The organism is Shewanella sp. 3_MG-2023 (genome assembly GCF_030548765.1).
Classification (GTDB): Bacteria; Pseudomonadota; Gammaproteobacteria; order Enterobacterales; family Shewanellaceae; genus Shewanella.
The window spans coordinates 1-14139 of the sequence record NZ_JAUOSH010000040.1; the positions used below are offsets into that span (position 1 = coordinate 1).

The window sequence follows — 14139 nt, forward strand, 5'->3', positions numbered from 1 at the left end:
CACTTGATTTCAAGTGGCCTTTTTATTTTTGAGTATGTTCCGTCCTGAGCTAAGCTGACAAAGGTTTGTCATAGCTGTGGGCAAAATCTGATTTTAAGCTTGTGGGAAAGCAGTTTTATATTGTAGTAAAGCGTGGAACCTCAACTCTTTATCATGGTCATTTTACGGTCTAAAAAGCATTCATTTTAATTGATGGGTATAGTGGTTAGGTTAAAGTTGAGCTGTTTTAGCTTTATTTAGCTTTATTTAGGTTGTTAAGGTATGTAAATATTCAAGGTGTGCGTTTCAAATAGTTTAAGAGGTTTGAGGTGTTCAATTTAATGCAACCCAAGTTGAAACTAATACATTTTAGGGAGGTATTGGGCTTTCCCTTTACTGTGATTTGGATCGTATTGATTGCTTTGGTTGTACGCCGTGTGTGATGAATGCCTCAGCATTCAAGTACCGTTTTATTTTCCAAAGCAGGCTTAGAAAAGTCATCTTTGCATTAATTCATTAAAGGTTGCAGAGTGTCTTACATTTGATTAACTAAACCACCTTAGTTGTAGCTATTTAAGATGGATACCTTAATAATTTAATGCTTATAAATGAGTTGCTTAATCAGCGTGCTTAACGCACGCTAATGACCAAAGCTATTAGCTACATTTTCGCTTTGTTGCAAATATTCGATAACTTATTGCACTAAAGATTAAATTGCTGTTTGGTTTATTTATCGTTTTTTTGTAATTGGCTATTGCGCTTTTAACAAGGCCTCACTATTCATTTAGCGGTCATTAAAATTTGTGTTTTAATTACCATAAATAGCTTCCGCGAGTAGCCTTGCTGCTTGGGGGATATTCGGCCCAGCCTGTTTGGTCACTGCCGAGTCAATAAATCTGACAGCATTTTTATTTACTGCGTTCACGCGATTAGCCTCTTCACGGGACTTGACCTCACTGATGGTGGTGGTGCCGCTACCCGCTTGTGGTCCTTCGAAGATTGGGCCTGTTGCATCTGGCCACATCGGCAGCAAAATAACATCGGGGTTTTCTTGCACAACTTCTGGCCAGGTCACCATGGGCGCGATACCATCACGATCTGACAAAATGGCTTTAGCTCCAACCAATTCAATTAGTTCAGTCATGTATGAATGCTTTCCGGGCACGCATTTATATAAATAGTTAATTTCGTAATAGACCTTTGGAGATGGATGGTTACTGTATTGGGATGCGATCTTTCGTAGCTGACCCTGAATTGATTCGACCAAGGTAATGGCTTGTTTTTGATGATTTATTGTCTCCCCAAGCAAAATTATTTTGGTGTATACCTCTTCTAAGCTGGATTCCTCCATATGAATAACGGGTATTCCCAGTGCTTTTAGCTGTGCTTTTAACGTCAGTTGCAGTCCAGTAGCTGTGAGCACGAGATCTGGATTCAAGCGAGTGATATTGTCGATAGTGATATCAGTAAATCCACCAACAATGTCGATACGACTTTGTTCAACTCTTAAGGGGACTTCGGCAGGAAATCGAGCGTAACGAGTCACACCTACTAGGTTATCAATTGCCCCAATTTCAGCAACAGTATGGCTCCAATTGGGGGCCAAAGACACAATTCTGAGGGATTGTTCCTCTTGGCTAAAAACTGGCTGTATAGCTAAAAAAAGGACTAGCCCAAATAGTATTTTTATCGCGCGCATGTTAAATCTCAATATCAATGATGTTCAGGCATGATGGGGTGATTTTCGCTAAAAACAAGCACGTTAAAACAGCTTTGTGTGCAAGTACACAATTATGATTTGCTAAATCAAAGACTGTTAAAACCCCCAGTGTTTTTTTCCATTGCACTACAGATAATATATGTCTAATAATTTTTCTTGAGGTTGTATTGTCAGTATTATTAAGTGTTCGCGGCTTAACTCATCGATACGGTGATTTCACTGCGGTTAATAACATTAACTTAGATATTGAGGCTGGTCAGTGTTTTGGTTTACTGGGTCCTAATGGCGCCGGTAAGTCAACAACGCTTGAAATCCTTGAAGGTGTCTTGAAGCCAACTCAGGGTGACATACGCTATCGAGGCTTGCCAATCAAAAAGAATTTCAAACAAGAAATTGGAATTCAATTTCAGTCGACTACGCTACCGGATTATTTAACTGTTAAAGATTGCTTGAAACTTTTCGCAAGTTTTTACCAAAGCCATGCACCTATTTCCCATTTGATCGAGTTATGTCAACTACAGGAAGTTGCTAATCAGCTTCATTTTACGCTTTCTGGGGGACAAAAGCAGCGGCTATTGCTGGCGTTGAGTTTAGTTAATGATCCCGCTTTGCTTTTTTTAGATGAGCCCACCACCGGGCTAGACCCCCAGGCTAGGTTACATTTTTGGCAGTTGGTTAGGGAGATAATAAAACAAGGGAAAACAGTTATTCTCACTACACATTATATGGATGAAGCAGAGCAGCTTTGCGATCAAATTGCCATCATGGATAAAGGACAGTTTATCGCAGAAGGTTCACCTGAAGCGCTACTTAAAGATAATTTTTTTCCGCAAATTGTAGAACTCGATGGCGTTTATTGCGCTCAGGATTTTGACGGTTTACCAGTAAGAGTTAGTCATTGTTCTGGTCAAACAAGGGTAGAGTGTCATAGCTTTAATGATCTACTGCCAGCACTCGCTTCAGGTCACTCTACTAACGGCATGTCTGTGCGTAAGCCGCACCTTGAAGACCTTTTTCTAAAGTTAACTGGTAATGAGCTTCGTATATGAATGCATTATTTGCACTGATCAACGCCCGAAACCTTGAGTTTGTGCGTGACAAGTCTGCGCTAGGCTGGTCACTACTATTTCCAATTATCATTATTCTGGTTCTCGTACTGGTGTTCGATGATGATAACCCGACGCTTTATCAGCTTGGTGCCTATGGTGATAGTCCGCAGCTTGAGGCATTGTCGGAGTTAAAACATGTGGATGTTATTTATTACAATGACTTAGAGCAAGCAAAGCATAAAGTCTCTCGACATTTAATTGATGGTTTGATCAGTGGCGATAGTTATTGGGTCAACCCAGACAGTGCTAAAGGTTATATATTAGAGCAGGTTATTTTTAGCAAATCCCCTGAGTTAGAAAAGCAAACAATTGTTGGCAATGCCGTGCGTCATGTTGAGTGGCTACTGCCAGGTATTATCGGAATGAACATGATGTTTTCTGCGCTTTATGGCGTGGGTTATGTGGTGGTGCGGTATCGCAGAACCGGGGTGTTAAAGCGGTTGCAAGTAACCCCGTTAGCGGCGTGGCAGTTTTTGGCATCCCAACTCATTTCAAGACTTGGAGCGACAGTGGTTTCTGCTATCTTAGTCTTTTTGGTTATCGCGCTGATGTTCGATATTCGCTCTCAAGGTAATGTACTGCTTTTGGTGCTCAATACATTACTCGGTAGCGCAGCCATGATCAGTATCGGTTTGCTGGTGGCAAGTCGTACCCGCTCAGACGAGTTGTGTAATGGACTGCTTAATATTCTCTCATGGCCAATGATGTTTTTATCGGGGATTTGGTTTTCTTTAGAAGGCAGTAAACCCTGGGTTCGTTTTTTGGCTGATTGCTTACCGTTAACTCACATGAATGATGCTAATAGGGCGGTTATTATCGACGGCGCTGGATTATTCGATATTGGCAATCATCTGCTATATCTTGTGGCAACGATTTTGATATGTTTAGCGCTAGCTAGTCGCAGTTTCCGCTGGGATTGATTCAATGATAACGAGGTAGCTACTAATAATAGTAGCTACCTATAAAGGAAATGTAATTACCTCCATCTTAGCGCTGCAATCCATTGGGAGGTTCAATACACCTATTTGCCAGTAGATTATCTATACACGCTAAGGTAATTTCACATCAATTAAACTGTTTTTTACCTTAGTTTCACTTTTATCTGCAGTATGTGATCCAGAGGGGAAGCCCTCTTATGCCCACCTTGTTATCAGCCTGCCAAAATATCTTCGGTTATAGCTAACAGTTTTAAGTTTACTGTTAAAAACCCCAGAGAAATTTCTATTTTTTGTGGTTAGTCTCTGTTTCTAATCGATATGTAAATTGAACATATTGAGTAGCAAAACTAAAAATCTAATATAAATTATGGCAGATGATATGAAAAAATTGAAACGTATGAGTGCATTGCTAATTATGCTATCTGGCTTTATTGCCAGTAGCATTAATGCTGAGCCAATCGATATTTTGATGGATAAATTTGAAAGTGGGGCTTATTCGAAAAAGGGGGCTGATGGTTGCTTGATGTGCCATAAGCGCTCTGAAAAAGTCATGGCCATCTTTGATGGCGTTCACGGTCAAGCGATGTCAAGCAATAGCCCAATGGCGGGTTTGCAATGTGAGGCATGTCATGGACCTCAAGGTAAGCATAGGGGCAAAAATGAACCAATGATAGATTTTGGTACAGACTCAGTTTTGACTGCTGATATGCAAAACTCTGTGTGTACTGCTTGTCATAATGACAATGCTCGAAGTGCATGGCATACCTCTGCTCATGCAGATCAAGACGTTGCTTGTGTCAGCTGTCATCAGGTGCATGCTGCCAAAGATCCTATTATGGTAAAAAACACACAAGCTGAAGTGTGTGCGAACTGTCATATCAAAGTAAATGCAGATACCCATAAACGTAGCCATCATCCAATTAATAATGGCTCAATGGTCTGTACTGATTGTCATAACCCGCATGGGTCAATGGGCGAGAGTGATCTTAAAGCCTTTAATGTTAATCAAACCTGTTTTGAGTGCCATGCCGAAAAACGTGGTCCTTTCCTTTGGGAGCACGCTCCGGTAATGGAGAACTGTGCCAACTGTCACAACGCTCATGGCAGCGTTAACAATGATCTTCTTAAATCACGTGTGCCTATGTTGTGTAAGCAATGTCATGCAGGAGATATCCATGCTTCCACTATGCCTGGTGATAATCAAAGCGTCCAAACAGCAGGCCAGGGATGTTTAAATTGTCATAGCCAAATACATGGTTCAAATCATACGTCTGGCAAGGCGCTACAGTTTTAAGGGGATTATCTTATGAAATTTAGATTAAATTTAGTTGCCATAGCGCTTGCCAGTGTTAGTACTGGAGCGATGGCATTTGATTTTGGTGTAACAGCGGCAAATGATGTTAACAATCGTGCTGATAGCTGGAAATGTAAGAACTGCGTTTCTAACAGCAGTGTTATTGGTCAGGTTGGAGTTGATTTAGGGGCATTAGATAGTGACGATGACTACGCCGCGAATAAACTGAAATACACAGACGGTTTAGCCGCTGGAGTGAACTCTGATCTGGTGATTAATAGTCGAGGTTATCGTACCGAAATCAAGGCTGATAATTTAGGTAGTCAGCAAGGTAACGGTAGCATCAAAACTGGCCGCCTCGGTAGTTGGGGTATCAAGGCAAGTTTTGATGAAAAAAATCAATACACAGCAGATAATGCACAAAGCGTTTGGACTAGTAATAATGGCCATTTTGTAGAAAATGATGACCTCGTGACTCAGTCATTATCTTTACAGCGCAAAAAGTATCAATTAGAAGCAAACTATACTCGCGACCGCTACGCGACCTATGTTAAATACGCGACGGAAGATAAAACGGGTAAGCTGCTTAGCAGTATGAGTAATGGTGGCATCATTGCGACTAACTTAGCTGCACCTGTAGATATGCGCACGCAAAATTTATCTGCGGGAGTGAACTTTAATGGCAATAATTGGTTCTCTGAAGTTAACTACAAAGGTAGTTGGTTTGATAATAATAACCATGCTTTGTCAATTGACAATGATGCTTATCCTAGTGTGTCACAGGCGGCAGATAACCAAGCACATTTTGTGAGTGCGTTAGGTAATTACCGTTTTGATAAAACCTATCTCAGTGGCCGCCTTGTTAGCGGAAATATGAAGCAAGACAGTAACTTTATTACCTTAACAGGTATCCCAAACAGTGGGAATCAAGGTAATGTCGAAGTTGATATTCTTGATGCTAACTTTAAAGTGTCTAGCCTAATTGCTAAAGGGCTACGTTTGAATGCTTCTGTGGATTACTCTGATAGAGACAACACCACCGACATCCACGAGTACGAACAGTATAATTACAATTCGATGACCGGAGAATTGGTTGAGAATCGTATCTATGACACGACTCGAACGACTTACAAAGTGAGTGCTAGTTATAATCTTGCAACGGGTCAGCGTATTGAGGCAGGTTTTGACCGTACAGATACTGAACGTTCAAATCAAGATCGAGAAAAAACGGATGACAATATTTTTTGGGCGCAATGGCGTGCAAGTAATTTTGAAAAGTGGGATTTACGCTTAAAAGGCAGTTACTCGGACAAAGGTGGTTCATCGTTCTTATATGACGATGCAGTATCAGGTGACGAGAGTGAGTTAATGCGTAAGTATTATCTTGCAGATAAGAAAAGCTCAAAAGCTGAGGTATTTGTCACTCATACCCCATTGGATAATGTCTCAGTTAGCTTCAACGGCTATTACTCGCTAGATGATTATACTAATACTGATATTGGCCTCATTGAATCAGAAAACTACGGTTATGACTTAAGTGTAAACTGGCAAGTGACTGAAACCTTGAACCTAAATGGTAATGGCGGTTATCAATGGATTGATAATAATCAGGCTGGTGCACGTAATGATTATTCTAATTATTGGCAAGCTAATACCAACGAGCAGTTTGGCTTTATTGGTGTTGGATTTGATTACACAGGTTTAGCTGACTATGGCATAAGTATCGGTGGTAATTATAGCTATGCACTGTCTTTCAGCGACAGCGATATTGACAATAATGATGTATTTGGCGATTTTGAATCAACCAGTCATTATGCTTCGGTTTTTGTAGATTATGCATTGTCTAAAGCCATGACGGTCGGCTTACGTTATGAAATTGAACGTTACAAAGACAGTGACGATACGCAATTACCTGTTAATTACTATCCAGGAACTGGCCCTACTGGTATTAAAACCTTAGGGGAATTGAATCATGATTACACCGCTCATCTCGTGATGGCGACCTTTAGGTATCATTTTTAGTTGGTTTTAAAATACTAGCTAAATAGTCTTAGTTGCTATTACCAGTCTGTTTTTGAGGGTAATAGCAACTTTTTATAGCGGCTAACAGTAAACTAACAGCGCTTTAAGTACGCCTCTGTGACTGTCGTCGTAATCTATTATATTTCGGGGAAACCTTGGTTTGTGACTAGCTGTAACACCGTAAAGCCCTTACCGTCACACTCTTATAAAGATATTTTAGCTGCTTATATGTAAACAGCTTAGATACTGACTTTATTATGTTTTCATAGAACCAATACTCGTTATGCTACACGTAAACATCGGTTTAATAATGTCATCTGGGTCGAAATATCAGTTTGCCACTGTGGTAGGCTTTTTTGGTTAATTTCATGGACAAGGAAATCAGGCTTTATACGCTCAATAAGATTGGATAAGTCACACTGACTAAAGGCTTGGTGTGGGTCTAGTTTATTGATGTGTTGTAAAGATAAATCAAACTGTTGCCAGAATGGACTCTTTACTGACAGTGGAGCTCGCCACTGAGGCTTGTGAGCTGGGAGTATATTGCTGTTTAAATGAAGGGTACAAATCTCATGGTGTAAATCCAGCTGCAGCAAGCGTTGCTCAATAAAATCCAGAGCCTGCTGCTCATGGCTAAACTGTGTTTGGGTGGCCATCATATGGCCCGTATCGAAGCAAATGCCGCAGTTTTGATAATCAACACTGTGTCGTAATAGATCATACTCACAGCGGTTATCGAGGCGAAAGCTTTGCTGCCACCACATGTTTTCGAATAATAATTTCCCCTTAAATTTACTCTTGGCTAGTACTTGATTCAATAACAGGCTGCAGGCTTTAACTGTATCTTCATAAGTCCAAGGAAAGTGTTGTGAGATGAGGTTGTCGATATCACAATCCATAGGGTGAAATACCGCATAGGGTGCGCCTAATGCGTGCGCCAAGTCCAGTTGTTGAGTGAGGGTGTTGATGAGGTAGTCGGCATCAGTACCACCATAGAATTGTGCGACAGTGTCCCAATCACCAAAGATGTCCATTAACCGTTTGCTGTCGTTATAAAGTAACGGAGTCAGAATGGGAAAAGATTGCAGATGAAAGCCGCCACTTAAATGAGCTGGAATAGCATCCGCAGAGACAGTGCCATGCGGATATATTTCGAAACCATCAAGGTTCATTTGGCTTAACCAATCTTCAGCTTGTTGCCAGTTATCTAGCAGGTGACCTGGGTTTGGGGTCACTGTGAGGTTCGTCAGTTGCTTCATTATTGCTCCTTGCTGTTATGTGTCGAAAACTCATGTTCTACATAAGATGAGGTGATGTAGGTTTGTCACATATTGATCTGCCAAATAGCCAGAAACCTCCGTTATATTCAGAGGGGAGGTTATTCAAGTTGTCCGTGAAGATGTCATAGCGTTGCGTGACGATAACGTTTATGACGTCCTCAATTTCCCGAGGAAAAGGCGATATGCCAAGATCGAGGTGGTGAGCAGGATGACCACTGGCGAATTCATGAAAAATAGGGTCGATAAAGTCAGGCCCAGTTTTAAACACTCTGACTTTGTTTCCTTGATTACTCCAATATCTGGCCATAGCAGCAACCAATGTAGTTTTACCACTATCACTACTTGGAGCTGTAACAAACAAAGCAGGGCAATGAGCTTGCATCTTATTCATTAGCTCCACCCCTCAATACCGTTAAATAGTGAATCGAGATCGAGCGACTCTTCAAGGCTATCGGCGAGTCGATTGAGGTTTTCCTCACGCAATGCTGACATATCTTGGGCTTTTTGTTGTTGGTAGCCTGCCCAGTTCAGTAGCGCATTACAGGCTTGTGGCTCATCGAATACGCCATGAAGATAAGTGCCTAATACTTGATTTTGTGGACAGACTGCACCATCAGGATAGCGATTATCCTCAGTGCCTAATGTGAAGGGTTGAGTCTCCTGTACATTACTGACTCCTGCATGGATCTCATAGCCTTTCACTGGATGAGTGTTGCCATTAAGCTGGAGTTCGCCATGGATCTGTTTAAGGGTTTTCGTTTTCTCAAGGGTGGTAGTGATGTTAAGGTATCCAAGTCCTTCGCTGCTGCCAGCTTGACCTTCGATACCATGGGGGTCATCAATGCTGTGGCCGAGCATTTGATAGCCGCCGCAAATGCCAATTAACTTGCCGCCAAATCGTAAATGACGGGCGATTTGCTTGTCCCAACCACGATCTCGCAATGCTTTCAAATCACCGCGCACGCTCTTAGAACCGGGCAAGATAATTAAGTCGGCATTTGGTAGTTTATCGCCAGGTTTAACAAAGCAAAGGTCGACACCCGGGTGAAGCCTGAGGGCATCAAAATCCGTATGATTACTTATGCGTGGCAAACCCGGCACGACAACTTTAAAATGGCTATCGTCATCGAGTTGCTGTTGGTTGATAGCATCTTCCGCTTCAAGGTAGAGTCCGTGTAAATATGGGACAACACCGATTACCGGCACGCCAGTTTTCTCCGTCAACCAAGTAAGCCCACTTTCTAATAAGGTGATATCGCCTCTGAAGCGATTGATAATAAAACCCTTAACCAGTAATTTCTCTTCAGCAGAAAGCAGATCAAAAGTCCCATATAAATGAGCAAAGACGCCGCCTCGATCAATATCTGCCACAATAACAACAGGGGTTTGGGCCGCAACGGCAAAGCCCATATTGGCTATGTCTTGCTCACGCAGATTCACTTCAGCAGGACTGCCAGCGCCTTCAACCAGTCTAGCCTGCATACCTTGTCCCAGGGTTTCAAAACTTTCCAGCACTATCTCTAGCAGCTGCGGTTTAAAGTTGTGGTAATTGACGGCATTCATATCTTCAATTGCTTTACCGCGAATGATCACCTGTGCACCTGTATCGGTATTGGGTTTTAGCAGTACTGGATTCATGTGTACGCTTAACGGAAGGTTACACGCTTGTGCCTGCACAGCTTGTGCGCGACCTATTTCGCCGCCGTCTGGCGTGACTGCGCTGTTAAGTGCCATATTTTGTGGTTTGAAAGGGGCGACTTTAATTCCTTTACGTGCCAGAACTCGACAAAGCCCTGCAACCATCAAGCTTTTACCAGCGTCGCTGGTAGTGCCTTGCACCATTAATTTGAATCCGCTCATGGGAGTTGTTCCATTAAAAAATTATTTTGGGCTTGTTTTTAAGCGTCAAAAATTGAATTGATAAATAAGCTGAGCACTTCGGGAAATATCGCTATTAAAGTCGCCCGCAATTTGCGTACCTTTTAATTACCAGTCCAGCCCTTGACGCGCTTTTAAGCCTTGATGGAACGCATGTTTTTCAGGTCTTACTTCACTGATCGTATCAGCGTACTCTTTGAGCTCACGATGGGCTGCTCGACCAGTGATAACCACTGACATTTCAGTTGGTCTTTGTTTCAGTGTGGTAATGATGTCGTCCAGTTCAATAAAGCCCCAAGTGATCATGTAAGTGAGTTCGTCTAATAGCACCAAATCTAAGCTAGGATCGGTAATGAATGATTTTGCTGCTTGCCATGCAATTTGTGCTGCTTGCTTATCAACTTCTTTATCTTCACTATTCCAGCTAAATCCTGTATTCATGGTATGAACTGGTACATTGAGTTGTTCAAGTAAGTTACGCTCACCGCATTCAAGATCGCCTTTAACAAACTGCACTGCCGCGACTTTTTGTTGGTGGCCTAGGGCTCTAAATAAGGTGCCAAATCCACCAGTGGTTTTACCTTTACCATTACCTGTTATCACTAATACTTGACCACGCTCTTCTTGGGCTTTTTCGATGGCCTGGTCAACATGCTCTTTGTGTTGTGCTTGTTTTTTAGGGTTATAGCTCATTATTATTCCTGATACTTTATTCTGGTATATTGATAGCGTTTGCTAGCCTGTTATCACAAGTTATGACTCAAATCCTATTTCCCACATTAGGCCACCGATTCGTTTTCAAGAAATGGTCGCTGGTATTCATTTACGGCCAGTTCAAGCGCCTTAATTATCGCAGGTTCGTTTATCCCTAATGTCTCAGCTAAAACCAGCAGGCCACCTAAGCCGCAGCCCTCTACTACTAGCCCTTGCTCATAGCACTGAAGGCAGCTCATATCAGAGCGTGAAAAATTGGTTGTGTGGGTGGTGATGACATCTTTGTCCCCAAGATGGGATAATACTTGTTTGCCATCGCCATTAAGTACCCACCGAGTGGTGTGGATTAGCACAGGGATGGCTAGAGAGTTGGTTTTTCTTGCCGCCAATAGCGGCGCTACGAACATCATGCCACCAGCAAAAGTTGGCATTGGTAGCTGTGTTGGCCACTGTTTAATTAGTTGGCTGACGGCCAGTTGAATTGGATCGTGAAACCGTGGGTTAGCTAATAAGCGCGTTTCATCAAAATTTTCGCCATCAACACGATATTGGCATTCAAGCTCATTGAGTAGTTGCTGCTTTATAGCTAATTTTTTAGGGTCGATAGTGCTTCCCGCGGGAGACAAATCCATACCAGTAAGTAAGCGTAACCACAGGGTAGAAAAGGTGGTGCCGCCAACTCCGCACTCAGACAAAATACTGATGCAGCCTCTTTGGGCTTGATCCACTAACGAGGGAATTAATGTCGTTTCAATTAACTCAGTGCTATCAATATTTCTGCCACCATGGTGTGATTGTACTAGCCAATCTTCTTGCATGGTGTGCGGCTGACTGACATTAAAGTTATAGCTATGAAATTCAATGTTATAACCATTGCTGGCTAATAACTTTAGTAGCCCTCGAGATAATACTGCCGGACTAATACCACCATTACTTAACAGCCCATCATATTTATCAGCCTCTTTGGACTGCAACTTTTTCAGAGGTAATACCGTGTTGGCTTGCCCATTGGCGATAATTTCACTGTCTCTGGTTGGGGTGAAATGCATTAAATCGGAACCTGCCCCAGCATCAGAAAGTTGATGTAAGCTCGGCAATTGAGTTGCTGCGCAGTTCAAAATGTTAAAACAGATAGTTTTCATTTTAGGCTTCCTTTGGCTGAGTGTCAGCGTGGTAGTTATGCAGTCCTGTCAATTGCGGCCATAGCACCTTGTCATCATCAATAAAGGTATTGATTTGTAGTCGAGCTGCGTAGGAAACCATAAGATTGCTAAGGTGGGCATTGCAATATTGATGGCTGTGGCTATGAGAGGATAGAAACGCTTCAGAGAACTTGTCTATCGAATTTGAATGACATAATAGCCAATGCATAATGATGCGTATAACCCCTGAATGAGTCACAATTAATAAGTGTTGGCCTTGATATTGTCGACTGAGTAACTGAATTTGCTTTACTACTCGTTGCATTAATTGAATGCTTGATTCACCTTGAGGAGGCTGGCTTAAAAAGGGGTTTTGCCAAAATTTAGGGTAGTCAATATCAGTAGCCGCCCACAGCTGTTTAAGCGGCAGACCGTCCCATAAACCGAAGTCCATTTCTTGCCAGTCAGCACAGATAGTTATTGGTACGGCGCTTTCGTGAGCGAGTTGCTGGGCAAATGCGCTACAGCGCTCTAATGGTGAACTAATAATTCTATCAAAGCCTAAACCTATACTACTTTGACGTAGTTGTTGCCAGCCAAGGGCGGTTAATGGTGGATTGGTGCGACCCAGTAAGCAGTCGCTGAGTTGCGGCTGACCATGGCGTAATAAAGTGAACTTAGTGTTATTCATAACTGAGTTCTTTTGGCATTTTTAACGTGTTAGCAATTTTGCTTTGGCAGAAAGTCACCTTGTCAGCGATTTCGGCGATGATTTGGTGCATTTCGCCACTGGCATTAACGAACAGTTGGCTCATTTTATCTTCTGGAATCAAGCTTTGGCCACATTCAGTGCTAACCAGAACGCAATGCGATTGCATATTGGCCAGTGTTTTCGCAAGCTCCTCGATAGCTTGTTTTAGGCAATGTTGTGCCAACAGTTGGTTGGTTAACCACAGGGTTAAACAATCAATTATGATGGTTTGCTCTGGCTTGTCGTGTTTAATTAAGCTAGTGACTAAATCTACTGGCACTTCGAGAGTTTGCCAACTGTCAGGGCGCTGTTGTTTATGTAAGCGGATCCGCTCTTGCATAGATGCACTCGGGCGAGAGGTAGCGATATAGAGCACGGGTAATCGAGTTTGGCTGACTTCTAACTCTGCAAGGGACGACTTGCCACTGCGAGCACCACCTAAATAAAAACTAATCATAATGTTGCCGCTCTTTGATGACGTGCTAAGTCGATTTTCTGGCAAATGTTTATCATTCCTTGAAGTACACGGGGGCCTGTACGGTGAATGAGATCACCTTCTAAGGCGATCACTTGTCCATGCTTTACTGCGGGTAGCTCACTCCAAGTTTCCCAGCGGATTAACTCTTGATTACTGTTGCCGTGATAAATAGGTTTAAAGATCATTTCAGGCATTAATGAAACGACTTGTTCCATGTTGACCTGAGGGTAATCTGAGTGGGCATTTTCAAATATGTTTACCCCTCCGCATCCTGCAAAAATCTCATCCATCCATGAACTGGAGGTTGTCGTTAAAGGGTGAGGCCACACCTGATAAAAAATGCTGATGGGATCTTGATGCTGATATTGTTGACGAATCTCGTTTAGCTGCTGACTGAATTGCGCAGCTTGTTGCTGGGCAAGCTGTTGTTGTCCGGTTAGTTGACCTAATTCAATTAACCTTTTCGGTATATCAGCAAGCTCTGTGACACTGGTATCAATAACAGTAAACCCGAGGCTTTTAATGCGGCTAAGCATTCCCGATGACGTGCTTTCACTGTTGACTATGATGGCGTCGGGATTAAGCATCATTAGGGCTTCGTAATTAACAAAGTCGTAGCGACCAATACGTTTTATATCATTTGCAGCAGCAGGGTAGTCGGCATATTCCACTGTGCCAATAATTCTATCGCCTGCGTCAATACTGAACATCATTTCTACCGCATGGGGTGATAGCACAACGAATCTTTGCTGTGCGCTGTGGGCATATGAAGTAGTCAAGCAGACAAGAAATCCCGCGACAATTAAGCTTATGGGTTTAACGAAAATAGACATA

Annotated in this window: 13 protein-coding genes; 4 read left to right on the forward strand and 9 right to left on the reverse strand. The window is 42.4% G+C overall.

The window, feature by feature from the left end; translation table 11 throughout:
- Positions 1–787: 787 nt before the first annotated feature.
- On the reverse strand, positions 788–1678 hold the full coding sequence (locus Q4591_RS17795) for an ABC transporter substrate-binding protein (protein WP_102475817.1): 891 nt from the start codon (positions 1676–1678) through the stop codon (positions 788–790).
- A gap of 188 nt (positions 1679–1866) precedes the next feature.
- Between Q4591_RS17795 and Q4591_RS17800 the strand changes: the two genes are divergently transcribed.
- From Q4591_RS17800 to Q4591_RS17815, 4 genes are all read left to right on the forward strand, one after another.
- Positions 1867–2748 carry an ABC transporter ATP-binding protein gene (locus Q4591_RS17800; RefSeq protein WP_102475818.1) on the forward strand — a complete coding sequence of 294 codons (882 nt, stop codon included), beginning with the start codon at positions 1867–1869 and terminating at the stop codon, positions 2746–2748.
- Complete coding sequence (locus tag Q4591_RS17805) at positions 2745–3728, forward strand: ABC transporter permease (protein ID WP_102475819.1); 984 nt, start codon at positions 2745–2747, stop codon at positions 3726–3728. The genes Q4591_RS17800 and Q4591_RS17805 overlap by 4 nt, the downstream gene beginning before the upstream one ends.
- 397 nt (positions 3729–4125) lie before the next feature.
- On the forward strand, positions 4126–5040 hold the full coding sequence (locus Q4591_RS17810) for a DmsE family decaheme c-type cytochrome (RefSeq protein WP_102475820.1): 915 nt from the start codon (positions 4126–4128) through the stop codon (positions 5038–5040).
- A gap of 12 nt (positions 5041–5052) precedes the next feature.
- The gene (locus Q4591_RS17815; protein ID WP_303462214.1) at positions 5053–7062 is read left to right on the forward strand and encodes an MtrB/PioB family decaheme-associated outer membrane protein; all 2010 of its coding nucleotides are present in this window, start codon (positions 5053–5055) and stop codon (positions 7060–7062) included.
- 281 nt (positions 7063–7343) lie between these two features.
- Here the strand turns inward: Q4591_RS17815 and Q4591_RS17820 are convergent, their stop codons facing one another.
- From Q4591_RS17820 to Q4591_RS17855, 8 genes are all read right to left on the reverse strand, one after another.
- Positions 7344–8321, reverse strand: a complete 978-nt coding sequence (locus tag Q4591_RS17820) for a TIM barrel protein (RefSeq protein WP_102475822.1) — start codon at positions 8319–8321, stop codon at positions 7344–7346.
- Positions 8322–8358: 37 nt separating this feature from the next.
- On the reverse strand, positions 8359–8733 hold the full coding sequence (locus Q4591_RS17825) for a hypothetical protein (protein WP_241904959.1): 375 nt from the start codon (positions 8731–8733) through the stop codon (positions 8359–8361).
- Positions 8733–10202 (reverse strand): cobyric acid synthase, encoded by a 1470-nt coding sequence (locus Q4591_RS17830; RefSeq protein ID WP_102475823.1) that lies wholly within the window; start codon positions 10200–10202, stop codon positions 8733–8735. Before Q4591_RS17830 ends, Q4591_RS17825 begins: the two co-directional genes overlap by 1 nt.
- A 126-nt stretch (positions 10203–10328) precedes the next feature.
- Positions 10329–10913, reverse strand: coding sequence for a cob(I)yrinic acid a,c-diamide adenosyltransferase (gene cobO, locus Q4591_RS17835; RefSeq protein WP_303462219.1), 585 nt, complete (start codon positions 10911–10913; stop codon positions 10329–10331).
- A gap of 86 nt (positions 10914–10999) precedes the next feature.
- The gene (locus Q4591_RS17840; RefSeq protein WP_102475825.1) at positions 11000–12076 is read right to left on the reverse strand and encodes a hypothetical protein; all 1077 of its coding nucleotides are present in this window, start codon (positions 12074–12076) and stop codon (positions 11000–11002) included.
- A gap of 1 nt (position 12077) precedes the next feature.
- Positions 12078–12767, reverse strand: coding sequence for a histidine phosphatase family protein (locus tag Q4591_RS17845; RefSeq protein ID WP_303462223.1), 690 nt, complete (start codon positions 12765–12767; stop codon positions 12078–12080).
- Positions 12760–13284: a bifunctional adenosylcobinamide kinase/adenosylcobinamide-phosphate guanylyltransferase gene (gene cobU / locus Q4591_RS17850; RefSeq protein WP_102475827.1), complete on the reverse strand. Its 525-nt coding sequence runs from the start codon at positions 13282–13284 to the stop codon at positions 12760–12762. Before cobU ends, Q4591_RS17845 begins: the two co-directional genes overlap by 8 nt.
- On the reverse strand, positions 13281–14138 hold the full coding sequence (locus Q4591_RS17855; protein WP_102475828.1) for a helical backbone metal receptor: 858 nt from the start codon (positions 14136–14138) through the stop codon (positions 13281–13283). The genes cobU and Q4591_RS17855 overlap by 4 nt, the downstream gene beginning before the upstream one ends.
- Position 14139: the final 1 nt, after the last annotated feature.